Genomic DNA, 21,193 nt, shown 5'->3' with positions numbered 1-21,193 from the left:
GCGCCCCCCCCGGGCCCCCGGGGGGGGGGGGGTTGTGGCGCGCCTCGCGGGGCGGGCCGACTTCTCGCGCAACACCGCTGGCCCGGGCGCCCGGGCGTTCCGCGCGGCAGGCCTCCCCGCCCGGGGGGGCTATGCAGACCGGTCTACTGAATAGCTGGCCGGTTAGTGCCCGTTCTCGCGCAGTACATCCCGGCGATTGAACCGACCGGTCTACTGATTTCCTCCCCCTGTACGTCGCCGTCGTCCCGCTGGCACGAGAAGTCGGCTGGGCCGACTTCTCGTGCAGTGCGCTGCCCCGATAGATAGGCAGACCGGTCTACAGATTCCCTCTGGGACTCGCCGCTCCCGCACCAGAAGTCGGCCCGGCCGACTTCTGGTGCGGGACAGCTGGGGCGCCGAGTTGCGGCCCCCGGCACCGCCCTCGCTTCCGATGAGCGGCGGGCACTCGCGGGGGACTGCACCGGAAGTCGGGTGGGCCGACTTCCGGTGCAGCGAGCTCCATGTGCCCGGTTAGGTGCTCGGTTAGGTGCCCGGTCCGGGGCCTCGGCTCGGGGGCCGGGTCCGCGGGGGTTCGTCATTCGGTCCAGATGGCGGCGGCGGTGCGGTCGTCGGCGTAGCCCTTGGCGCGGACTTGGACCTGGCGGAGGAAGTCGACGGTGCCCGGGGGGTGGGGGTGGGCCCAGTGGGAGGAGAGGAAGTGGGCGACGGCGGGTTCGTCCGCGATCGGGTGGGAGAGGCCCGGGGTGCAGAGGAGCAGGATGTCGCCCGGGGTCGCGGGGACGAGGCGGAAGCGGAACGGGCGCGGGTCCGGGACCGGGGCGTCCGGGACGGGCGGCTGGCCGTCCGGGTGGTGGAGCAGCCGGGCCGCGTAGGCGTCGATCCAGTGGCCGGAGCGCAGCAGGTAGAGCCCGCCGGGCCCGACGCCGAAGGCGGCGCGGTAGCCGGCTGCCGGGTCGAGCGACATCAGCAGGCAGTGCAGCGAGGCCGGAGACGGGGTGTCGTCCCCCTCGGCCCGGGGTGCGAGGGCGCGCAGCGGGGCGGCGGCGCCGGTGGCCAGGCGCTGGAGGCCGTAGCGGAGCCGGTCGCGGGCGCCGTCGCGCAGGTCGGCGGCGAGGCCGGTCCGGCTGCGCCCGATCGCGGCGGCGAGCTGGCGGCAGGCCTCGCCCGCCCCGGCGGCGACGGCCTGCGGGGTGAGGGACTCGTCCTCGGCGCCGCCGGCGCGGTCGTAGCCGGCGAGGACGGCGAGCAGCAGTCCGTCGGGGCCGTCGCCGAACCTGGTGACCAGCAGGCTGTCCCGGCGCGGTTCGCCGCGGTAGCGGGCGGAGTCGCCGCGCACGGAGACGGCGCGCAGCACGGTCGTCCCGTACTGGGCGCCTTCGAGCGCGGTGTCCGGGACGACCGTGTCGAGGGTGCCCGGGTCCGTCTCCGGTACGGCGGTCGGCTCGGGGCCGTAGGTCGGGGGGCGCTCGCCGACGTGGGGCACGGCGGGAGGGGTGCGGATGGCGAGGCGCGGGTCGGGTACGGGGGCCACGGGTTCCGGGTCGGGCTGCGGCGCGTGGTCGGGCTCGGGCTCGGGGGTCGGTTCCTTGGCCGCCGGGGGTTCGGGGGTCGGCTCGGGCTCGGGCTGGGGCTCAGGGGTCGGCTCGGGTTCCGGTGCCACGGCGGGTTCGGGGGTCGGTTCGGGCTTCTCCAGGGAGACCGGGGTCGCGGGCTCCTCCGGCTGCGGCTCCGGCGCGGGCTCCGCAGCGGGAGGCTCGGGGGCGTCGGTGGCGGAGGAGGGAGCGGGGAGCTGGTGGGTGTCGGCCGAGGTGCGTTGGCGGCCGATGCCGCCGCCGGTGCCTTCGATGACGCCGAGCGCGTCGTCGAACCAGTCGTCGATGCTGTCCCGCTCCGCCGCAGATACGACAGCCGCCTCTGGCTCCAGCTCCGGTTGCAGCTCCGGCTCCAGCTCGGGCTCCGCGACCGCCTCCGGCGGCGCCGTGCGCTGCGGCCCGATCAGTCCGGCGGCCGTGTCGAACCAGTCGTCGACGCTGCCGTCGCCCGAGTCGGCGTCCGGGGTGTCGGCGAGGGTGCCCGCCGGGCCGTCATAGACGGTGTCCCACCAGCCGTCGTCGGGCCGGGGCGGCTGTGCGGGTGCACCCTGCTTGCTCATCTGGCGGCTCCTGGTCGGTCCGTGGTCGCGCCGCCCCCGGCGGGGCCGGACTGGCGTCATTGTCTCCAAGTGCAACGACCGTGTCCGGGTTTCGACGACAACCGGTCACCGACCGGATCTTCCCGGCCACCCCGCTCACCTGCCGGTTCGTGGGTGCCGGGGCGGTGGGGTGGGGCGGGTGTCACCGCCGCGTCCGTATCCGTTCCGTCCGTGCTTGCCGGATGTGCCCCGAGCAGGGCGTTTCCTGGACATTGCGCCGTGTTGGGGGCCGAAAATGAGGGCCTGGGAGGGGCATCGCTTCATCCGTTCGGCTGATTAAATGTCCGCATGACCGCGTCGGCCCCGAGCTCGCCCCGACCGGGGAGGGCCGCACCGGCGGGCCGCCCGGCGGGTGCGCTGTTGGTCCTGTTGCTGGTCGCCCTGCTGACGTCGCTGCCGTGTTCGGGTCTGGCGAAGGCGGACGAACCCGTCCGCCCGGCTCCGGCCCCGGTGAGCGCCGTGTCGCTGGTGAGTGCGGCGGAGGCCGTCGCGCCGGCCCCGCAGGCCCGCGACGCCGTCCAGGCCTCCGATCACCTCCACCGGTTCACGGAGCAGCAGGACCACTGGATCCTGTGCACCGCCGACGGCCAGCCGCCGCGCAACAACGGCTGCTCCAGCCACCCGTTCTGCCCGCAGGACGCCCAGTTGCCGAATCCGCCGCCGCACCCGCAGCCCGTCGTGGCGCCGTTGACCGTGTCGGTGCCCCAAGTGCTGCCCCGGGTGGTGCCGGCGGGTCTGCTGGACGGTCCGCGCCCCGCGCCCGATCTGCACGAACTCCAGGTCCACCGGTCCTGAGCGGAACCCACCGCCGACGCCCCTGTCGGCGGGTCCGCCCCTCCCCCCACTTCAGCCGACCGCCGCCACAGCCGTGCGCGGCGGGGACAAGGACAACCATCATGGGTTCCGCCTCCAAGCAGTCCAACAAGCCCGGTGCCAAGGGCAACGTCGACCGCCGCGCCCGGATCGCCGAGCTGCGCGCCGCCGAGCAGCGCCGCGACCGCCGCAACAAGATCATCGCCTCGGTGGCCGCCGGTGTGCTGGTGGTCGCTGCGATCGGCACCGCCACCTGGTTCGTCATGGACCAGAACCAGCAGAAGAAGGACCGCGTGGCCGCCGCCAACGCGGACATCCCGGGCGTGAAGACCTTCGGCGACCTGAGCCGCAACCACGTCAAGGACAAGGTCAACTACCCGATGACCCCGCCGGTCGGCGGCGACCACAACGCGGTCTGGCTGGACTGCATGGGCCACGTCTACGACCAGCCGGTCGAGAACGAGCGCGCCGTCCACTCGCTGGAGCACGGCGCGGTCTGGGTGACGTACAACGGCAAGGCCACGCCGGACGACATCAAGACCCTCTCCGACAAGGTCAAGACCACCCCGTACTCGCTGATGAGCCCGTACCCGGACGAGCAGGGCACCATCACCCTGAACGCCTGGAGCACCCAGCTGATCGTGGACAGCGCCAGCGACCCGCGGGTCAACCAGTTCTTCACCAAGTACGTCCAGGGCAAGCAGACCCAGGAGCCGGGCGCCTCCTGCACGATGGGGCAGATGTGACCGCCGAGGGGGCCCGCCCCGAGGACGCAGTGGCGGCGGACGCCGAGACGGCCGACCCGGCCGAGGCGACGGGGTCGGCGGAGGCGGCCGCCCGTCCGGGCCGCCGTCGGATGTGGTGGCCGGCCGCGCTGGCCGCCGCGGTGGCGCTGGCGCTCGGGGTGCCGGCCCTGGTGGCCGGTTCGAACCCGGCCTCCGGGTCCTCCTCGGTGGCCGTCCCGGCCGACGACTCGCCCGAGGCCGGGTTCGCCCGCGACATGGCGACCCACCACCAGCAGGCGGTGGACCTGTCGTTCATCGTCCGGGACCGCACCACCGACGAGCCGACCCGCACCCTGGCCTTCGACATCATCAACACCCAGGCCAACCAGCGCGGGATGATGATGGGCTGGATCGACCAGTGGGGGCTGTCGCAGCACTCGCCGGCCAAGCCGATGGCGTGGATGAAGATGGGCCACGACTACCCGGCGCACGACGGTTCGCTGATGCCCGGCATGGCCACCAACACCCAGATGGCGAAGCTGCGTTCGCTCAGCGGCCGGGACGCCGAGGTGTACTACCTGCAGCTGATGATCGAGCACCACAAGGGCGGCGTCGAGATGGCCCAGGGGTACGTCGACATGGCGAAGAACGACGCCGAGAAGCGGCTCGCCCAGTCGATGGTGGTCGCCCAGACCTCCGAGATGGAGCTGATGACCGACATGCTCAAGGAGCGCGGGGCCGCCCCCGGCGTGCCCGCGTCCTGACCCCGCTGTTCTCCCCGGACGGCCGGGGCGCGAGGACGGTCCCGTACCGGTCCGCACCGCGCCCCGGCCGTCCGCCGTTCCCTGCACACGCTGTTCCGCACGCACGCCGTTCCCCGCACACGCTGTTCCCCGCGCACGCTGTTCCCCACGCACGTTGTTCCGCACGCACGCTGTTCCGCACGCACGTTGTTCCCTTGCACCTGGAGTTCCCGCATGACCACTGAAGCGCCCTGGCTGATCGCCGGACTGGGCAACCCCGGCCCCTGGTTCCGGCTGACCCGGCACAACGCGGGCTTCCTGACCGTGGACCGGCTGGCCGAGCGGCACGGCGCCCGGTTCCGTCGGCGCGGGATCGGCAGTGTGGTCGCGGAGATCGAGGTGGACGGCCGGCGGGTGTTCCTGGCCAAGCCGCAGTGGTTCATCAACCTGTCGGGCCGCCCGGTGGCCGGCCTGATGCGCCGCTACGGGGTGCCGGTGGAGCACCTGGTGGTGGTCCAGGACGACCTGGACTTCGCTTACGGCTCCGGCAAGTTGAAGCGCGGCGGCGGGCCGGGCGGGCACAACGGGGTCCGCTCGGTGGGCGAGGTGCTCGGCACCCGGGACTTCGTCCGGCTGCGGTTCGGCGTCGGCCGCCCGCCGAAGGGGCAGAGTGTCGGCGATTACGTGCTGAAGAAGTTCTCGGACGAGGAACTGGCCGCGATGCCAGGGATGTTGGACCGTTGCGCGGACGCCCTGGAGACGCTGGTGCGGCTCGGCCTGAACCGGGCCCAGGACGCCCTGAACGTCAGCGCGTCCTGAGGCCCTTCGGGCCGGAAACCGTCCGGCCGGGGCCGCTCCGGTGAGGGCCGTTCCGGTCCCCGACCGGGCGGATGGGAGCCGCTGCCGGGCGGGTCAGGGCGACGGCGGCCACCGCGACCGCCGCGAGGACGACCAGCACCGTCCGCCCACCGGACGCCGCGCCCGCCAGGTGGACACCGAGCACGGACAGCGCCATGCCGAGCGCGGTGCCGAGGCTGCGCGCCATGTTCACCATGCCGCCGCCGACGGCCGAGCACTCCGCCGGGATCGCCCGCATCACCAGGGCGTTGTTGGCGGGCAGCAGCAGTCCCAGCCCGTACCCGGCGACCAGCAGCGGGGCGGCCACCGCCGCGCCCGAGGCCGGCAGCACGGCGAACAGCAGCAGCCCGGCGGCGGCCAGGCCGGACCCGAAGCGGCACCTGGTGACGTCCGACCAGCCGCGGGGCAGCAGCCCACCGCCGACCGTCGCCGCGACGGCGAACGCGGCGGGCAGCAGGGTGACCACCAGTCCGGCGGCGGCCGTCGACATGCCCGCGCCGGTGAGCAGCACCGGGCCCAGGACGAGCGGGCAGAACAGCAGCAGGTAGCCGATCAGCGCGACCGCCAGCCCGGACCGCACTCCCGGGGTGTTGACCAGCCCGGGCGCCAGGATCGGCCGGGCCGCCCGCCGCTCCTGGCGCACCAGCGCCAGGGCGAGGACGGCGGCGGCCGCCAGCAGGACGGCGACGGCCCAGCCGGGCAGCGGCAGGCCGGAGGCGGTGGAGAGGGCGAGCAGCAGCGAGGTGGTCGCGCCGGTGAGCAGCAGCATGCCGGGCAGGTCGAAGCGGGGCTCGGGCGTGCGGGGCTGCGCGGCGCAGGGCTCCGGTCCACGGAGTTCCGGTCCACGGAGTTCCGGCCTGCGGGCGGCGGGGACGACGGCAGCGGCGGGGACGGCGGAAACGGTGGGGACGGCGGCAGCGGCGGGCCGGTCGGCGCAGGTCCGGGTGCGGGGCAGCAGGTACCAGCCGGCCACGATGCCGAACACCGCGATCGGCACGTTGACCCAGAACACCCACTGCCAGGAGGCGTGCTCCACCAGCAGCCCGCCGAGGCTCGGGCCGAGCGCCAGCCCGAGGCCCTGGGCGGCGGCCTGGATGCCGAGCGCGCGCCGCATCGCGTGCCCGGGGACGCCGCGGGCGACCAGGGCGACGCTGTTGGCCTGCATCATCGCGGCGCCGACGGCCTGCACGGCGCGGCAGCCGACCAGGATCCACAGGCTGCCGGCGAATCCGGCGCCGAGGGAGGAGAGGCCGAAGACGGCGAAGCCGCCGATGTACATGGTCTTGCGGCCGACCAGGTCGGACAGCCAGCCGATCGGGGCCAGCAGGGCGACCAGGACGAGCAGGTAGGCGAGGGCGACCCATTCGACGGCGGCGAAGCCCGCGTCGAAGTGGCGGCCGAGGGCGGGGAAGACCAGGGCGATGACGCTGGCGTCGAGCTGGCCGAGGAAGGCGCCGAGGCAGACCGTGCCGACGGCCAGCCAGTGGGCGTGGCGCCAGCCGGCTATGCCGCGGGGCCGGGGCCGCTCGGTGAGCAGGCGCGCAGCAAGAGCGGTGGCGTTCATGCTGCAAATATATCGGATGCAGATATGTTCTTTCTACGAGTTGATCGCCCTGCGATACGAAGCGTCTTGCGGTGCGTCCATGCGGCGTCCGAGGGCCGGACAGCGCCCCGGGAACGCCCCGTACCAGGCGATACGCTGTCCGCCATGCCGTCGTCACCACATGTTCCCGACTCCGCCACCGAAAGCCCCGACCCGGCGGTCGAGCACGCCCGGCGGCTGACCGACACCGTCACCCGGCTGCGCCGCGCCCTGCGCAGCAGCATCCGCACCGACTACCCGTGGGAATCCCTGCCGATGGCGCAGGTCGAGCTCCTCCAGACGCTCGCCGCCGCCCCGCTCCGGGTCGGCGAACTCGCCGCCCGCCAGCGGCTCGCCCCCAACACCGTCAGCGGACTGGTCGGCAAGCTGCTCGAAGCCGGATTCGTCGACCGCCAGGCCGACCCCGGCGACCGGCGCACCGCCCGCATCGCCCTCACCCCCGCCGGGCGGCGCCAGCTCGACGACTGGCAGCACGCCCACGAACGCCGGATCGCCACTGCCCTGGGCACCCTCGACCCGGCCGACCACGAAGCCGTCGTGCACGCCCTGCCCGCGCTGGAACAGCTCGCCCGCGCCCTCGCCCAGCCCGGGGCGGCCGGCCCCGAGGGGCCCGTGGGCGGGTGAAAACCGCTGGTGGACGAGGTCCGGTGGGCGCTACCGTCCCCGGCATGACCACCACCGAGGTACAGATCGAGCCCTGGACGGACGCCGACCTCGCGCTGCTGCGCCGGGTGAACACCCCGGAGATGAAGAAGCACGTCGGCGGGCCGGAGACGGAGGAGCAGCTGCTCGTCCGGCACGGGCGCTACCTGGACTTCGTCCCGTCCGGACTGGGCTGCATGTACCGCATCGTGCTGCTGCCCAAGGGTGCGGCGGTCGGCACGGCCGTCGGTACGGCCGTCGGCACGGTCGGCTACGGCACCCGCACCTGGGGCGGCGAGACCGTGCACGAGATGGGGTGGAACGTCCTGCCCGAGCACCAGGGGCGCGGCATCGCCGTGGCCGCCACCCGGGCCGCCGTCGCGGCCGCCCGGCGCGAGGCCGCGCACCGGTTCCTGCACGCCTTCCCCTCAGTGGACAACCCCGCCTCCAACGCGGTGTGCGCGAAGGCCGGGTTCACCCTGCTCGGCGAGACCGAGTTCGAGTTCCCGCCCGGGCGGTTCATGCGCAGCAACAACTGGCGGGTGGACCTTCGGGGTTGAGGCCCTCGGGGTTGAGGGCCTTCGGGATTGAGACCCTCGGGGTTGAGACCCTCGGGGTTGAGGCCCTCCGGGCGCGGGCGTTCAGAACAGGGTGCCGCTCTCCAGCTCCAGCAGCCAGCGCTTGCGGTCCACGCCCGCCGCGAAGCCGGTGAGCGCGCCGCTGGCGCCGAGCACCCGGTGGCAAGGCCGCACGATCAGCAGCGGGTTGGCGCCCACCGCCCCGCCGACCGCCCGGACCATCCGCGGCTCCTGCCCGGCCAGCTCGGCGAGTTGGCCGTAGGTCACGGTCGTGCCGTACGGGACCTCGTCCAGTGCGGCCCAGATCCGGCGGCGAAACTCGGTGCCCTCGGGGGCCAGCGGGAAGTCGAAGGCGGTGCGCTCCCCGGCGAAGTAGGCGGTCAGCTGGGCGACCGGCTCGGCCAGGGCCTCGGGGTCGAACTCCCAGTCGTCGGCGGGCTCGGCCAGCGCGTACTTCTGCCCGGGCGCGGTGACCGTGGCCAGGGCCGCGGGGCCGCCGTCCTCGGGCAGCACGCCGCTGAGCAGCAGCGGGCCGAGCGGGCTCTCCATGGTGGTGTAGACGGTGGTGCTCATGCCGGGTCGTTCTCCGTTCCGGTGTTCGTGCTGGTGCTGATGGTCGTGCCGGTGCCGGCACTGGTGACGGTGCTCGCGCTGGTACCGGTGCTGACGTTGGTGCCGGTGCTCGAGGGGCCGGCCCACAGCCGGTGGACGGCGTACGAGCGCCACGGGGCCCAGGCCTCGGCAGCGCGGGCAGCGGCCTTCGGGTCCCCGGGGGCGCCGAGCCGGACCAGGCCGTGCTTGACGCCCACGTCGCTCGGGAGGAAGACGTCGGGGTCGGCGAGGGCGCGCATCCGCAGGTAGCCGACCGTCCAGGGGCCGATGCCGGGCAGGGCCAGCAGCCGGGCGGCGGCCTCCTCCCGGTCGACCCCGCCGTCCAGGCGCACCACGCCCTCCGCCAGTGCGGCGCACAGGCCGGTGAGCGCCCTGCGGCGGGCCGCGGGCATCGCGAAGTCCTCCGGGTCGGCGGTGGCCAGCACCGCCGCCGAGGGGAAGAGCAGCCGCAGGCCGCCGCTCGGCTCGGGCAGCGCGACGCCGTACTTCTCGGCGAGCCGGCCCGCCAGGGTACGGGCGGCGCCGACGGTGATCTGCTGGCCGAGCACGGCGCGGACGGCGAGCTCGTGCGGCTCCACGTGGCCGGGCGAACGCAGCCCGGGGCGCTCGTGGACCAGCGGGCCGAGCACCGGGTCGGCGCCGAGCTGCTCGTCCACGGTGTCCGGGTCGGCGTCCAGGTCGAAGAGGACGCGCAGGCGCTGGACCGCGGTCGGTAGGTCGCGCAGGTCGGCGAGCAGCAGGCGGCAGTCGAGCCAACCGCGGGTGCGCGGGTCCCGCGGGGCGAGGCCGTCGACCTCGGCGATGCCGTGCCCGTACGGGAGCGCGAGGGTGCGCCGGTAGGTGCGCACGCCGGGGCGCGCGCCGGGCACCACCTCCTCCACGCCGGGGACGGCGCGCAGTTCGAGGAAGTCGATCAAGTGGTCGCTGTCCAGCGCGCCGCGGTAGGCCAGGCGCAGGGTGAGGCCGCCGGCCGGGGTCGGCGTGCGGCGGCCGGCCACGACCTCGGCGCGCAGGCCGCTGGGGGTGCGGTCGTAGACCTCGCGCACGGTGTCGTTGAACTGGCGGACGGAGGCGAAGCCGGCCGCGAACGCGATGTCGGTGACGGGCAGTTCGGTGGTCTGGAGGAGCAGCCGGGCGGTCTGGGCGCGGCGGGCCCGGGCCAGCGCGATCGGGCCCGCGCCGAGCTCGGCGGTGAGCTGGCGCTGCAGCTGCCGGGCGCTGTAGCCGAGGCGGTCGGCCAGGCCCGCGACGCCCTCGCGGTCCACCACGCCGTCGCCGATCAGGCGCATCGCGCGGCCGACCAGGTCGGCGCGGTGGTTCCACTCCGGGGAGCCCGGCACGGAGTCCGGGCGGCAGCGGCGGCAGGCGCGGAAGCCGGCGCCCTGGGCGGCCGCGGCGCTGGGGTAGAAGCGGCAGTTGGCGCGCTTGGGGGTCACGGCGGGGCAGCTCGGTCGGCAGTAGATGCCGGTGGAGGTGACGGCCGTGAAGAAGACGCCGTCGAAGCGGGAGTCTCGGCTGTCCACGGCTCGGTACCGGATGTCGTCGTCGATCACGTTGTCCAGTCTGCGGGATCGGGCGGGGAGTGACTGGCGGGAATCGGACATCGCCGTCGGGGGGGCTTCCCCCTCCCCCTCCCCCCACCCACCCTCCCGCCTCCTCCACCCACCACCCACCACCCACCACCGCGCCCGCCCCGCCCCGCCCCGCCGGGCAGGCTCTGGCTCTGGCTCTGCCTGGCTCCGCCCCAGCCCGCCCCGCGCTGACCGGCTGCCGGCCAACCGGTCAGCGCGGGTGGTCGGGCCCGGTCTGCCGGGCCGACGCTGGGCTGTTGCTCCGTTGCTCCGTTGCTCCGTTGCTCTGTCGCGCTCTCGCGCCGAGGACGGATCCGGTCAGCGCTTCACCGGTCCTCCTGTCGCGCGCATCGACTTGGTGATCGCCTTCCACTTGTTCAGCCGGGCCTTGGCGACCCGGGCGTCGGTGCGCGAGGCGATCCACTCGTTCTCGCGCTGGAGCTTGAGGTAGCTGTCCATCCGGCGCTGCGGCAGGGTGCCGTCCTCCAGCGCCGCGCGGACCGCGCAGCCGGGCTCGGTGTGGTGGTTGCAGTCGTGGAAGCGGCAACCCTCGGCCAGCTCGGCGATGTCGGCGAAGGCCAGGTCCACCCCCTCGCCACCGTAGAGGCCGACCTCGCGCAGCCCGGGGGTGTCGATCAGCACGCCACCGCCGGGCAGCGGTATCAGCTCGCGGGTGGTCGTGGTGTGTCGCCCCTTCTGGTCGACCTCGCGGGCCTCCTGGACGGTCATCACCTCGGAGCCGACCAGCGCGTTGGTGAGGGTGGACTTGCCCACGCCGGACTGGCCGATCAGCACGGTGGTGCCCGGGGCGCAGGCGCGGAGCACATCGATGCCCTCGCCCGTCTCCGCGCTGACCACCAGCACGGTGACGCCCGGCGCGACGCCCTCGACGTCGGCCCGGATGAACTCGGCGTCGTCGACGAGGTCGGCCTTGGTGAGGACGACCAGCGGTTCGGCGCCGGACTCCCAGGCCAGGGCGAGGAAGCGCTCGATCCGCCCGAGGTCGGGATCGGCCGCGAGCGAGGCGGTGATCAGTACGGTGTCGACGTTGGCCGCCAGCACCTGGCCGTCGGAGCGCTTGCCGGCCACCTTGCGGATGATCGCGGTGGAGCGCGGCAGCAGCGCGGAGACGGCTGCCATCGGCCGGGCGTGCAGGTCGACGGCGGCCCAGTCGCCCGTGCAGGGGCAGTTGATCATGTCGGCGTCGCCCACCGGCCGGGTGTCGAGCCGGACGGTGTGCAGCTCGCCCGTCTCCGGGTCGGCCAGGACGGCGTCGCACTGGCCGCGGTCGACCCGGGTGATCCGGGCCGGGAGCAGCCCGGCCTCGGCGAGCGGGGCGAAGAACTCGTCGAGCTCGGGCGTCCAGCCGTAGCGGGCCAGCGGGGAGCTCTCGGTGGGGAGGGAGGAGGGGTACAGCGGAACGGAGGCAGCGTTGAACAACGCAGTGGCCCTTCGGGAGGAGATGGTCCCGGCGGGCTACGGCTGGCGCGGAAGGCTCAGCCGGCGGCCGGGAAGAGGAGGTGAACGCGCGCGCTGCCCAGGGCAGCTATCGGGGCGACAACGACCACGGGGGTTCACCTCCTGCTCTCTACTCCTCGGGCGGCCCAATGGCCCCCGAACCTGATGTGTCACACGCTAGCGGGGCGGGCGATGGGCGCCAACCTATTTTTGACCTGCGGAAATGCGGAAATGCGGTGGGGAGGACCCCGCTAACCGCCGTAGCGGTGCTTGAGGTTCGGGTCGTCCAGCCACCACGGCCGCATCCCGTTCTCCTCTTCCTCCGGCAGCCCCGCCGCCCGGGCCTCCGCCGCCTGCGCCTCGAAGCGGGCGTCCAGCTCGGCGTCCACGGCCTTGATCTCCTCGCGCCCCTGCACCACCATCCGGCGCACCAGCGCGGCCAGGAACGGCAGGCCGACGAGGTCGCCCAGCACCCAGAAAGCGTTGCCGCCCCAGGTCTGGTCCTGCGCCAGGCTGGGCCCCCAGGGCCGCCCGAGCGCCAGGTAGTAGTGCTCGGCGACGAGGTGGCCGCCGTAGATCAGCACGATCCCCAGCCCGGCGTCGAAGATCACCTCGGCGAAGGTGATGAACAGCCCGACCAGGTGCGGGTACTCGTGCCCGACCGGGTCGAGCTGCAGCCGCGGCCAGAAGTAGGCGAGGCCCAGCAGCACCAGCGACAGGTGCAGCACCACGTTGCCGACGCCGCTGGAGACCGACCACTCGTACCAGGGCGTGAAGTAGAGGAGCCACGGCGGCGCCATCAGCAGCGCGGTGGAGACCGCCGGGAACATCAGCACCTTGGACGGCCTGCTGCGCAGCGCCCGCAGGATCCGCTCCCGCCGCCGCTCGGGCGAGGACTCGACCAGGAGCGAGACGGGGGCGCCGAGCGCGAGCAGCAGCGGGACGACCATGAGCAGCAGCACGACCTGCACGGCCCGGTCGGTGAAGAGGATGCGCTCGTACACCCCGAGGCCGGAGCAGGTGCACCAGATCCACAGCAGCAGCCCGCCGAGGAAGGCCGCGGTGCGGGTGGGCTGCCAGCGGTCGCCGTCGCCGCGGTTGACGGTGCGCACCGCGGTCAGGTACCAGCCGCCGAGCAGGGCCGACAGGGCGAGCACCACCGGTTCGAAGGTCCAGGAGGCGGCCAGGTCGGACCACTGCCAGGCCGGCGGCCCGCTGTACGCGAGCGCGTGGGCCGCGCCGCCGGGACCGAGTGCCCGGGCCGCGCCGTCCACCGCGTAGTCGACCGCGCCGTTCATCCGTCCGCCCACCTCATCCGCACCGACCACCCGGCCGTCGCCGGCCGTCGCCGGGAGGTCGCCGGAACGGCGCCGGGAGTCGCCGGGCAGGGGCCGCGGCGCCCGGCCATGATGGCCCTCCCGACGCCGCCCGCCGCACCCGGGGCCCACCTCTATACCCGGAGCTGAACAAAGCTTTACCAAGGCGGGACAAAGCTTTGCCAAGGCAAAGTTCTGCCCCTGCCGGGCCCCGGGGCGCAACCGGCGCGGGGCCGCGTTCGTCTGGCAGGATGCACCGTCGGCGGATACCGGCCACGTGGGTGACAGCAAGGGGACGACAAGAGGTGCAAAGCACTGCACGCGGCGAGGGCCGCCGGCTGGCCGCGCGCCACCGCAACATCGAGCTTGGCCTGCTGGCGCTCGCGGTGGCCGTCTGTCTGGCCGGACACATCGACGCCTCGCTGGCGATGACCGACAAGCTGCCGCCCGGGCTCCTCGTCCACGGCCTGTCCCTCGGGGCGCTGGTCGCGGTGGCGCACCTGGCGGTGCGCCGGTTCGCGCCGTACGCGGACCCGCTGATCCTGCCGCTGGGCGTCTTCCTGACCGGCTTCGGCCTGATGCTGCTGGACCGGCTGGACGTCAGCTACAAGGCCGCGCACCCGCTCAAGGGCGACTACCAGAAGCTCCCGGCCGCGCCGGGCCAGCTGATGTGGACGTTCATCGCGGTGGCGGCGGCGCTCGCGCTGATCGTCTTCGTCAAGCACCACCGGTTCTTCCAGCGGTACGTCTACGTGATGATGGCGGGCGCGCTGATCCTGCTGACCGCGCCGATCTTCTCGCCGACCGACAGCTTCGGCGCCAAGCGCTGGATCAAGCTCCCCGGGCTGCCCTCCTTCGAGCCGGACGAGTTCGTGAAGGTCGCGATCACGATCTTCTTCGCGGGCTACCTGATGGCCTCCCGGGACGCCCTGGCGCTGGCCGGGCGGAAGGTCTGGGGGATGACCCTCCCGCGCGGGCGGCACGCCGGACCGGTGCTGGCGATCTGGGCGGTCAGCCTGATGGTGCTGATCTTCGAGCGCGACCTGGGCACCTCGCTGATCTTCTTCGGCGTCTTCGTCGTGATGCTGTACGTGGCGACCGAGCGCACCAGCTGGGTGGTGCTCGGCCTGCTGATGGCGGTCGGCGGCGCGGCCGTGGTCGGCACCGTGGAGCCGCACGTGCACGGGCGCGTCGAGGCCTGGCTGCACCCGCTCGACTACTTCCCCCCGGTCAACAACCAGGCGATCTCCGCACAGCCCGCCGAGGCGCTGTTCAGCCTCGGCACCGGGCACATGACCGGCACCGGCCTGGGCTCCGGCCGGCCGTGGCTGATCGGCTTCGCCGGGCGCAGCGACTTCATCTTCACCACCATCGGCGAGGAACTGGGCCTGGCCGGGGTGACCGCGGTCCTGCTGGTGTACGTGCTGCTGATCCAGCGCGGGCTGCGCACCGCGGTCGGCCTGACCGACCCGTTCGGCAAGCTGCTGGCCACCGGCCTGTCGGCGGCCCTCGCGCTGCAGGTGTTCGTGGTGGTCGGCGGCGTGAGCGGGCTGGTCCCGCTGACCGGAAAGGCGCTGCCCTTCCTGGCGGCCGGCGGTTCCTCCCTGCTGGCGAACTGGCTGATGGTCGCCCTGCTGATCAAGCTGAGCGACTCCTCGGGGCGCACCGCCCTGGACCCGGCCCCGACCAGCCCCGAGCCGCTCCCGGCGCAGCCCGGCCCGGCCGAGCGGTCGGCGGCCGCCGGCCCTGCCTCCCCCCGCCCGGGCGGGACCCTGGGGGCGGGCGAGCCGCTGGCGGCGGGCCTGGACCCGCTGCCGGGCGCGGGACCCGACCCGGCGGCCCCGCCGTCCGGCCCCGGCCTGACGGACCCGGGCGCCGTCACCGAGCTGCGCCCCTCCTTCGGCCACTCCCCCGCCGCACCCCAGCCCAACGGCCCCCAGCACGGCGCCGCCACGCAGCACGGCGGAGCGCAGCCCTCGTACGGCTACCCGCCGGTCAACGAGCAGCCCACCCACGGCTACGGCCAGCCGCCGCAGTCCCCGTACCCGCAGAACCCGTAGAACCCGCAGGACCCGACGATCGGCTGACCCCACCGGGGCCCCGGACCCGGGTCCGACACCGATCGCACACGAGTCGAACACCAGTGGGACGCCGGCCGAGCACCAACCGGTCAGCCCCCGCCCAGGATCCGGACACCCCCGGACAACGCACAGGGCCTCCCCCACACCCGCGAGGGAGGCCCTGCCCGTACCCGTAGAACCCCGTCAAGCCCTGCCGCTACCGCCGCTACCGCTGCTCCCACGGCGGCCGCGGCGGCCTGGGCGGGTAGCCCGGCACCTGCTGCCCCGCCCCGGCGCCCGGCCCCGCCCCCGGCCGCTCCGGCGGCGGCCCGGCCGGCCGGTCGCTGTCGGGCGGCGGCGGGGTCGGCCGGTGGTGCGGCCCGGGCCGGGCGGTGAGGCGGCCGCGCACGTTCTCGGCGGCCAGCACGTCCGCCCACCGCTCGGGGTACTCGGCGGGCGCGTCGACGTCGTCGGCGTCCTCCTCGCCCCACTCCTCCTCGGCGCCCTCGGCCAGGCCCAGTTCGCGGGCGCGCCGGGCCCGTTCGACGGCCCGTCGGGCGGCGACCTCGCGGACCACCGCGGCGGCGGCCTCCTCGTGGGCGCGCTCGTTCTCGGCGCGGGCGTCGGCGGTCTCCAGGGTGGGCCAGCGGCGGTCTATGGCGGCGTTCATGGCGGCGCCGATGAGCACCGCGAGGGCCACCACGAAGATCCACAGCAGCACGGCCACCGGGGCGGCCAGCGAGCCGTACACCGAGGGGCCCTCGACCGAGCTGATCAGGTAGAGCCGCAGGCCGACGCTGCAGAAGACCAGCACCACCAGGGCGACCAGGGCGCCGGGGATGTCCTCGCGCCAGGGCGTGGAGACCGGCACGGCGAGGTGGTAGAGGGTGGTCAGCGAGACGATCAGCAGCAGGATCGCCACCGGCCAGTAGGCGGCGCCGACGAGCCCGGCGGCGCCGGGGACGGCGTTCTCGACCAGTCCGGGCCCGGCCATCAGCAGCGGCAGCACCAGCGAGCCGATCACCAGGGCGCCGAGGTAGAGGCCGAGCGACAGCAGCCGGGTCTTGACGATGCCGCGCTTGCCGTCCAGCCCGTACATGACGGTGATGGTGTCGATGAAGATGTAGAGGGCCCTGGAGCCGGACCACAGCGACAGCAGGAAGCCGATCGAGATCAGGTCGGGCCTGGTGTGGTCGAAGACCTGGCTGAGCAGCGGTTTGACGACCTCGTTGACGGAGGAGTCGGACAGGACCGTCCCGGAGGCCGAGACGATGTCGTGCTTGAGCCGCTCGATGGCGTCCGCGCCGACGAACTCGTCGAGGTAGCCGAGGGTGGCGGCGAGGCCGAGCAGCAGCGGCGGGATGGACAGCAGGGTGAAGAAGGCCGCCTCGGCGGCGAGGCCGGTGACCCGGTACTCGACGCAGGTGTTGGTGGTGTCCTTGACCAAGTCCCACGCCGTGCGGCGCCAGGTGGCCTGTTTGGCCGCGCGCCGGGAGCCCTTGCCCCGGCGCCGGGACGGCCGTTCGGGGCTCGGTCTGCTCGTATCGCCTGCTGCTTGCACAGGGCTAACGGTATCGGGCCGGGCCGCTCCGGTTGATCTCCCCCGGGGTGCGGGCGCGTGCGCTGCGGCGGTACGGGCCCCGCCCGACCACCCGTCGGGCTGCCCGGCCGGGAGCGGCGGGAACGTCCCGGCGTCCCACATACCGAAACTCCAGCGTCCAGCATCCGGATGTTAGTGGACCGCGAGTCCCGCGCCGTGCGAATCTCTTGCCATGCCTAGCGCCGGAACCACCCTAGTAGGTCGACTCCACGTCGATCTCCTTCGCGTGTCCAGCGCCATCTGTCCGGTGACCTGAGCTCCCACCCCGCCGCACCACCGCACCCGGCGCCACCCTTACCGCCATCCCCGCACGAGCGGATGTGCAGGCGCCCGCCCGGCCCGGCCCGTTGCTCTCCCGGTCCTGAGAAACCCGCAGGTCACAGCAGCGATCGCCCGGCCGAGCACGCCCCGCGACCCACCCGGCGTCAGCGCCACCTGCCCAGAAGGACTTCACCATGGCCACCTCTCCCGAGACCGCCGAGCCCACGGCCGACCGAGCGGCCGACCGTGCGACCGCGGCCGCGCCCCGCCCCGCCGCGGCTCGCAAGGTGACCCGCCACCGCGGCGAGGGCCAGTGGGGCATGGGCCACTTCACTCCTCTGAACGCCAACGAGCAGTTCAAGAAGGACGACGACGGTCTCAATGTGCGGACACGTATTGAGACGATCTACGCGCAGCGGGGCTTCGACTCGATCGACCCCGCCGACCTGCGCGGCCGGATGCGCTGGTGGGGCCTCTACACCCAGCGCAAGGAGGGCATCGACGGCGGCAAGACCGCGATCCTGGACCCGCACGAGCTGGACGCCGAGTACTTCATGCTCCGCGTGCGCATCGACGGCGGCCGGCTGACCGTCCCCCAGCTGCGGGCGGTCGCCGAGGTCTCCGAGCAGTACGCGCGGGGCACCGCCGACCTGACCGACCGGCAGAACATCCAGTACCACTGGATCCGGATCGAGGACGTCCCGGCGATCTGGCAGAAGCTGGAGGCCGTCGGCCTGTCCACCACCGAGGCCTGCGGCGACACCCCGCGCGTCATCCTCGGCTCGCCGGTGGCCGGCATCGCCGAGGACGAGATCATCGACGGCACCCCGGCCATCGACGAGATCCAGCGCCGCTTCATCGGCAACAAGGACTTCTCCAACCTGCCGCGCAAGTTCAAGAGCGCCGTCTCCGGCTCCCCGCTGCTGGACGTCGCCCACGAGATCAACGACGTCGCCTTCGTCGGCGTGGTCCACCCCGAGCACGGGCCCGGCTTCGACCTGTGGGTCGGCGGCGGCCTGTCCACCAACCCCAAGCTCGGCGTGCGCCTGGGCGCCTGGGTCCCGCTGGACGAGGTCGCCGACGTCTACGGCGGCGTGATCGGCATCTTCCGCGACTACGGCTACCGGCGCCTGCGCAACCGCGCCCGGCTCAAGTTCCTGGTCGCCGACTGGGGCGTGGAGAAGTTCCGTCAGGTCCTGGAGGACGAGTACCTCAAGTACCGGCTGGTCGACGGCCCCGCGCCCGCCGAGCCCGCCGCCCGCTGGCGCGACCACGTCGGCGTCCACAAGCAGAAGGACGGCAACTTCTACATCGGCTTCGCCCCGCGCGTCGGCCGGGTCGACGGCAAGCTGCTCGGCCGGATCGCCGACCTCGCCGCCGCCCACGGCAGCGACCGGGTCCGCACCACCGCCGAGCAGAAGATGCTGATCCTCGACATCGCCGAGGAGCACGTCGACTCGGTGGTGGCCGGCCTGGAGGAGCTCGACCTGCGGGTCACCCCCTCCCCGTTCCGCCGCGGCACCATGGCCTGCACCGGCATCGAGTACTGCAAGCTCGCCATCGTCGAGACCAAGGAGCGCGGCCGCACCCTGATCGACGAACTGGAGCAGCGCCTGCCGGAGTTCGCCGAGCCGCTGACCATCAACATCAACGGCTGCCCGAACGCCTGCGCCCGGATCCAGGTCGCCGACATCGGCCTCAAGGGCCAGCTGGTCACCGACGAGAACGGCGAGCAGGTCGAGGGCTACCAGGTGCACCTGGGCGGCGCGCTCGGCCTGGAGGCCGGCTTCGGCCGCAAGGTCCGCGGCCTCAAGGTCACCAGCGCCGGCCTGCCCGACTACGTCGAGCGCCTGCTGACCCGCTACCAGGCCGACCGCACCGAGGGCGAGCGCTTCGCCCAGTGGACGGCCCGCGCCACCGAGGAGCAGCTGTCGTGAGTGAGAGAGCCGCGCCGTTCTTCTGCCCGTACTGCGGGGACGAGGACCTGCGCCCGTCCGAGGCCGGCCACGGCGCGTGGGAGTGCCACGGCTGCCGCCGCGCCTTCCAGTTGAAGTTCCTCGGCCTGCTATCACCGACCAACGGGGGTGCGCCGCATGAGCGGCACGACCACTGAGCACGGCGCGGCGGCCGACTACGAGCAGATCGCCGTCCGGGCCGGCCGCGAGCTGGAGGAGGCCACGGCGCAGGAGGTCCTGCGCTGGGCCGCCGACACCTTCGGCAAGCGGTTCTGCGTCACCTCCTCGATGGAGGACGCGGTGGTCGCCCACCTCGCGGCCTCGGTGTTCCCCGGCGTGGACGTGGTGTTCCTGGACACCGGCTACCACTTCCCGGAGACCATCGGGACCAGGGACGCGGTGGCCGCGACCATGCCGGTCAACGTCATCACGCTCACCCCGCTGAAGACGGTCGCCGAGCAGGACGCCGAGCACGGGCCGAACCTGCACGACCGCGACCCGGACCTGTGCTGCTCGCTGCGCAAGGTCGAGCCGCTCAACCGCGGCCTCGGCGGCTACGACGCCTGGGCCACCGGGCTGCGCCGCGACGAGTCCCCGACCCGGGCGAACACCCCGGTGGTCTCCTGGGACTCGAAGCGCCGCAAGGTCAAGATCGCCCCGATCGCCCGGTGGACGCAGGAGGACGTGGACGCCTACGTCGCCGCCAACGGCGTGCTGCTCAACCCGCTGCTGTGGGAGGGCTACACGTCCATCGGCTGCTCGCCGCTGTCCTGCACCCGCAAGCCGGGCGAGGGCGAGGACGCCCGGGCCGGCCGCTGGTCCGGCTCCAGCAAGACCGAGTGCGGCATCCACCTCTGACGGAAACGCAGATCTGACTCACTGTCAACAACCGCCAAGCGTAAGGAAGAACACCGTGACAGCTCACACCCTGGCCGCCGCCGGAGCCGCAGAGGCGGCCCCCGCGGCCGCCCCCTGCGAGCGCGGCGCCACCGTGTGGCTGACCGGGCTGCCGAGTGCGGGCAAGACCACCCTGGCGTTCGCGCTGGCCGAGCGGCTGCGTGCCGAGGGCCACAGGGTCGAGGTCCTGGACGGCGACGAGATCCGCGAGTTCCTCTCCAAGGGCCTCGGCTTCTCCCGCGAGGACCGGCACACCAACGTCACCCGGATCGGCTTCGTCGCCGAGAAGCTCGCCGCCAACGGCGTCAAGGTGCTCGCCCCGGTGATCGCCCCGTTCGCCGACTCGCGCACCGCGGTGCGCGAGCGGCACGCCGCGGCCGGCACCGAGTTCCTGGAGGTCCACGTCGCCACCCCGGTCGAGCTGTGCGCCGAACGGGACGTCAAGGGCCTGTACGCCAAGCAGGCGGCCGGTGAGATCTCCGGCCTGACCGGCGTGGACGACCCCTACGAGGCCCCGGCCGCACCGGAGCTGCGCCTGCAGACGCAGGGCCGCGCGGTCGCCGAGTCCGCCGCCGAGCTGCACGCCTTCCTGACCGAGAGGGGCCTCGCATGACCACCGCGACCGACAGCCCGGGCCGCACCGCTGCCCCGGAGGAGAATTCCGGAAACCCCTTCGCGCTGTCCCACCTGGACGCGCTGGAGGCCGAGTCGGTGCACATCCTCCGCGAGGTCGCGGGGGAGTTCGAGCGCCCGGTGATCCTGTTCTCCGGCGGCAAGGACTCCATCCTGATGCTGCACCTGGCACTCAAGGCCTTCGCCCCCGCACCGGTGCCCTTCTCCCTCCTGCACGTCGACACCGGGCACAACTTCCCCGAGGTCCTCGCCTACCGCGACCGCACCGTCGCCGAGCACAACCTGCGCCTGCACGTCGCCCACGTCCAGGACTTCATCGACGACGGCCGCCTGCGCGAGCGCCCGGACGGCACCCGCAACCCGCTGCAGACCGTGCCGCTGCTCGACGCGATCGAGAAGGGCCGCTTCGACGCGGTCTTCGGCGGCGGGCGCCGCGACGAGGAGAAGGCCCGCGCCAAGGAACGCGTCTTCTCCCTGCGCGACGAGTTCGGCGCCTGGGACCCGCGCCGCCAGCGCCCCGAGCTGTGGTCGCTCTACAACGGCCGCCACGCCGCCGGCGAGCACGTGCGCGTCTTCCCGCTCTCCAACTGGACCGAGCTCGACGTCTGGCAGTACATCCAGCGCGAGGGCATCGACCTGCCCGGGATCTACTACGCCCACGAGCGGGACGTCTTCGC

General features: G+C 73.7%; 20 protein-coding genes. 13 read left to right on the top strand and 7 right to left on the bottom strand.

The window, feature by feature from the left end:
* Nucleotides 1-574: 574 nt before the first annotated feature.
* Nucleotides 575-2,152: a hypothetical protein gene (locus ACFVXG_RS29075; RefSeq protein WP_387931450.1), complete on the bottom strand. Its 1,578-nt coding sequence runs from the start codon at nucleotides 2,150-2,152 to the stop codon at nucleotides 575-577.
* 327 nt (nucleotides 2,153-2,479) lie between these two features.
* On the opposite strand from ACFVXG_RS29075, the gene ACFVXG_RS29070 reads away from it, so the two are divergent.
* From ACFVXG_RS29070 to pth, 4 genes are all read left to right on the top strand, one after another.
* Nucleotides 2,480-2,986, top strand: a complete 507-nt coding sequence (locus ACFVXG_RS29070) for a hypothetical protein (RefSeq protein WP_387931449.1) — start codon at nucleotides 2,480-2,482, stop codon at nucleotides 2,984-2,986.
* A gap of 101 nt (nucleotides 2,987-3,087) precedes the next feature.
* Nucleotides 3,088-3,750, top strand: a complete 663-nt coding sequence (locus ACFVXG_RS29065) for a DUF3105 domain-containing protein (protein ID WP_387931447.1) — start codon at nucleotides 3,088-3,090, stop codon at nucleotides 3,748-3,750.
* A gap of 110 nt (nucleotides 3,751-3,860) precedes the next feature.
* Nucleotides 3,861-4,493 carry a DUF305 domain-containing protein gene (locus tag ACFVXG_RS29060; protein WP_387931685.1) on the top strand — a complete coding sequence of 211 codons (633 nt, stop codon included), beginning with the start codon at nucleotides 3,861-3,863 and terminating at the stop codon, nucleotides 4,491-4,493.
* Nucleotides 4,494-4,706: 213 nt separating this feature from the next.
* Nucleotides 4,707-5,291: an aminoacyl-tRNA hydrolase gene (gene pth, locus ACFVXG_RS29055; RefSeq protein ID WP_387931445.1), complete on the top strand. Its 585-nt coding sequence runs from the start codon at nucleotides 4,707-4,709 to the stop codon at nucleotides 5,289-5,291.
* Here the strand turns inward: pth and ACFVXG_RS29050 are convergent.
* Nucleotides 5,278-6,894, bottom strand: coding sequence for an MFS transporter (locus ACFVXG_RS29050; RefSeq protein ID WP_387931444.1), 1,617 nt, complete (start codon nucleotides 6,892-6,894; stop codon nucleotides 5,278-5,280). The genes pth and ACFVXG_RS29050 overlap by 14 nt on opposite strands.
* A 144-nt stretch (nucleotides 6,895-7,038) precedes the next feature.
* On the opposite strand from ACFVXG_RS29050, the gene ACFVXG_RS29045 reads away from it, so the two are divergent.
* Entirely contained in the window at nucleotides 7,039-7,557 is a 519-nt protein-coding gene (locus ACFVXG_RS29045; RefSeq protein ID WP_387931442.1) for a MarR family winged helix-turn-helix transcriptional regulator, read from the top strand.
* Nucleotides 7,558-7,601: 44 nt separating this feature from the next.
* On the top strand, nucleotides 7,602-8,135 hold the full coding sequence (locus tag ACFVXG_RS29040; protein WP_387931441.1) for a GNAT family N-acetyltransferase: 534 nt from the start codon (nucleotides 7,602-7,604) through the stop codon (nucleotides 8,133-8,135).
* A gap of 81 nt (nucleotides 8,136-8,216) precedes the next feature.
* Here ACFVXG_RS29040 and ACFVXG_RS29035 read toward each other — a convergent pair whose 3' ends face one another.
* The 4 genes from ACFVXG_RS29035 to ACFVXG_RS29020 form a co-directional block, all read right to left on the bottom strand.
* Nucleotides 8,217-8,726, bottom strand: coding sequence for a methylated-DNA--[protein]-cysteine S-methyltransferase (locus ACFVXG_RS29035; protein WP_387931439.1), 510 nt, complete (start codon nucleotides 8,724-8,726; stop codon nucleotides 8,217-8,219).
* The gene (locus tag ACFVXG_RS29030) at nucleotides 8,723-10,369 is read right to left on the bottom strand and encodes a DNA-3-methyladenine glycosylase 2 family protein (RefSeq protein ID WP_387931437.1); all 1,647 of its coding nucleotides are present in this window, start codon (nucleotides 10,367-10,369) and stop codon (nucleotides 8,723-8,725) included. Before ACFVXG_RS29030 ends, ACFVXG_RS29035 begins: the two co-directional genes overlap by 4 nt.
* A 285-nt stretch (nucleotides 10,370-10,654) precedes the next feature.
* Entirely contained in the window at nucleotides 10,655-11,776 is a 1,122-nt protein-coding gene (gene rsgA / locus ACFVXG_RS29025) for a ribosome small subunit-dependent GTPase A (protein ID WP_387931436.1), read from the bottom strand.
* Nucleotides 11,777-12,045: 269 nt separating this feature from the next.
* A complete protein-coding gene (locus tag ACFVXG_RS29020; RefSeq protein WP_387931434.1) occupies nucleotides 12,046-13,092 on the bottom strand; it encodes a cytochrome c oxidase assembly protein in 1,047 nt (348 codons plus the stop codon).
* 323 nt (nucleotides 13,093-13,415) lie between these two features.
* Here ACFVXG_RS29020 and ACFVXG_RS29015 point away from each other — a divergent pair, with 323 nt between their 5' ends.
* Nucleotides 13,416-15,170, top strand: a complete 1,755-nt coding sequence (locus tag ACFVXG_RS29015) for an FtsW/RodA/SpoVE family cell cycle protein (RefSeq protein ID WP_387931433.1) — start codon at nucleotides 13,416-13,418, stop codon at nucleotides 15,168-15,170.
* Between the two features lie 226 nt (nucleotides 15,171-15,396).
* On the opposite strand, the gene ACFVXG_RS29010 is transcribed toward ACFVXG_RS29015, so the two are convergent.
* Nucleotides 15,397-16,731: a YihY/virulence factor BrkB family protein gene (locus ACFVXG_RS29010; RefSeq protein WP_387931431.1), complete on the bottom strand. Its 1,335-nt coding sequence runs from the start codon at nucleotides 16,729-16,731 to the stop codon at nucleotides 15,397-15,399.
* A gap of 211 nt (nucleotides 16,732-16,942) precedes the next feature.
* Here ACFVXG_RS29010 and ACFVXG_RS29005 point away from each other — a divergent pair, with 211 nt between their 5' ends.
* The 6 genes from ACFVXG_RS29005 to cysD form a co-directional block, all read left to right on the top strand.
* Nucleotides 16,943-17,026 carry a putative leader peptide gene (locus ACFVXG_RS29005; protein WP_310593185.1) on the top strand — a complete coding sequence of 28 codons (84 nt, stop codon included), beginning with the start codon at nucleotides 16,943-16,945 and terminating at the stop codon, nucleotides 17,024-17,026.
* 199 nt (nucleotides 17,027-17,225) lie between these two features.
* A complete protein-coding gene (locus tag ACFVXG_RS29000; RefSeq protein WP_387931430.1) occupies nucleotides 17,226-18,968 on the top strand; it encodes a nitrite/sulfite reductase in 1,743 nt (580 codons plus the stop codon).
* Nucleotides 18,965-19,144 (top strand): hypothetical protein, encoded by a 180-nt coding sequence (locus ACFVXG_RS28995; RefSeq protein WP_387931428.1) that lies wholly within the window; start codon nucleotides 18,965-18,967, stop codon nucleotides 19,142-19,144. Before ACFVXG_RS29000 ends, ACFVXG_RS28995 begins: the two co-directional genes overlap by 4 nt.
* Nucleotides 19,125-19,844 carry a phosphoadenylyl-sulfate reductase gene (locus ACFVXG_RS28990; RefSeq protein WP_387931426.1) on the top strand — a complete coding sequence of 240 codons (720 nt, stop codon included), beginning with the start codon at nucleotides 19,125-19,127 and terminating at the stop codon, nucleotides 19,842-19,844. Before ACFVXG_RS28995 ends, ACFVXG_RS28990 begins: the two co-directional genes overlap by 20 nt.
* 70 nt (nucleotides 19,845-19,914) lie before the next feature.
* A complete protein-coding gene (gene cysC, locus ACFVXG_RS28985; protein WP_387931683.1) occupies nucleotides 19,915-20,496 on the top strand; it encodes an adenylyl-sulfate kinase in 582 nt (193 codons plus the stop codon).
* Nucleotides 20,493-21,193 (top strand): sulfate adenylyltransferase subunit CysD (gene cysD / locus ACFVXG_RS28980; protein ID WP_387931424.1); only part of this gene is annotated, 701 nt, incomplete at its 3' end. The genes cysC and cysD, both read left to right, overlap by 4 nt.

Source organism: Kitasatospora sp. NPDC058162, assembly GCF_042884005.1.
Taxonomy (GTDB): domain Bacteria; phylum Actinomycetota; class Actinomycetes; order Streptomycetales; family Streptomycetaceae; genus Kitasatospora.
The sequence above is the reverse complement of the archived record's forward strand: the minus strand, read 5'-3'. Positions and strand labels throughout refer to the sequence as shown.

Bases quoted from the DNA above. Each gene is read 5' to 3' on its own strand.
- ACFVXG_RS29075 (WP_387931450.1), bottom strand. From the start codon at position 2,152: ATGAGCAAGCAGGGTGCACCCGCACAGCCGCCCCGGCCCGACGACGGC.
- ACFVXG_RS29070 (WP_387931449.1), top strand. From the start codon at position 2,480: ATGACCGCGTCGGCCCCGAGCTCGCCCCGACCGGGGAGGGCCGCACCG.
- ACFVXG_RS29065 (WP_387931447.1), top strand. From the start codon at position 3,088: ATGGGTTCCGCCTCCAAGCAGTCCAACAAGCCCGGTGCCAAGGGCAAC.
- ACFVXG_RS29060 (WP_387931685.1), top strand. From the start codon at position 3,861: ATGTGGTGGCCGGCCGCGCTGGCCGCCGCGGTGGCGCTGGCGCTCGGG.
- pth (WP_387931445.1), top strand. From the start codon at position 4,707: ATGACCACTGAAGCGCCCTGGCTGATCGCCGGACTGGGCAACCCCGGC.
- ACFVXG_RS29050 (WP_387931444.1), bottom strand. From the start codon at position 6,894: ATGAACGCCACCGCTCTTGCTGCGCGCCTGCTCACCGAGCGGCCCCGG.
- ACFVXG_RS29045 (WP_387931442.1), top strand. From the start codon at position 7,039: ATGCCGTCGTCACCACATGTTCCCGACTCCGCCACCGAAAGCCCCGAC.
- ACFVXG_RS29040 (WP_387931441.1), top strand. From the start codon at position 7,602: ATGACCACCACCGAGGTACAGATCGAGCCCTGGACGGACGCCGACCTC.
- ACFVXG_RS29035 (WP_387931439.1), bottom strand. From the start codon at position 8,726: ATGAGCACCACCGTCTACACCACCATGGAGAGCCCGCTCGGCCCGCTG.
- ACFVXG_RS29030 (WP_387931437.1), bottom strand. From the start codon at position 10,369: ATGTCCGATTCCCGCCAGTCACTCCCCGCCCGATCCCGCAGACTGGAC.
- ACFVXG_RS29020 (WP_387931434.1), bottom strand. From the start codon at position 13,092: ATGAACGGCGCGGTCGACTACGCGGTGGACGGCGCGGCCCGGGCACTC.
- ACFVXG_RS29005 (WP_310593185.1), top strand. From the start codon at position 16,943: ATGCCTAGCGCCGGAACCACCCTAGTAGGTCGACTCCACGTCGATCTC.
- ACFVXG_RS29000 (WP_387931430.1), top strand. From the start codon at position 17,226: ATGGCCACCTCTCCCGAGACCGCCGAGCCCACGGCCGACCGAGCGGCC.
- ACFVXG_RS28990 (WP_387931426.1), top strand. From the start codon at position 19,125: ATGAGCGGCACGACCACTGAGCACGGCGCGGCGGCCGACTACGAGCAG.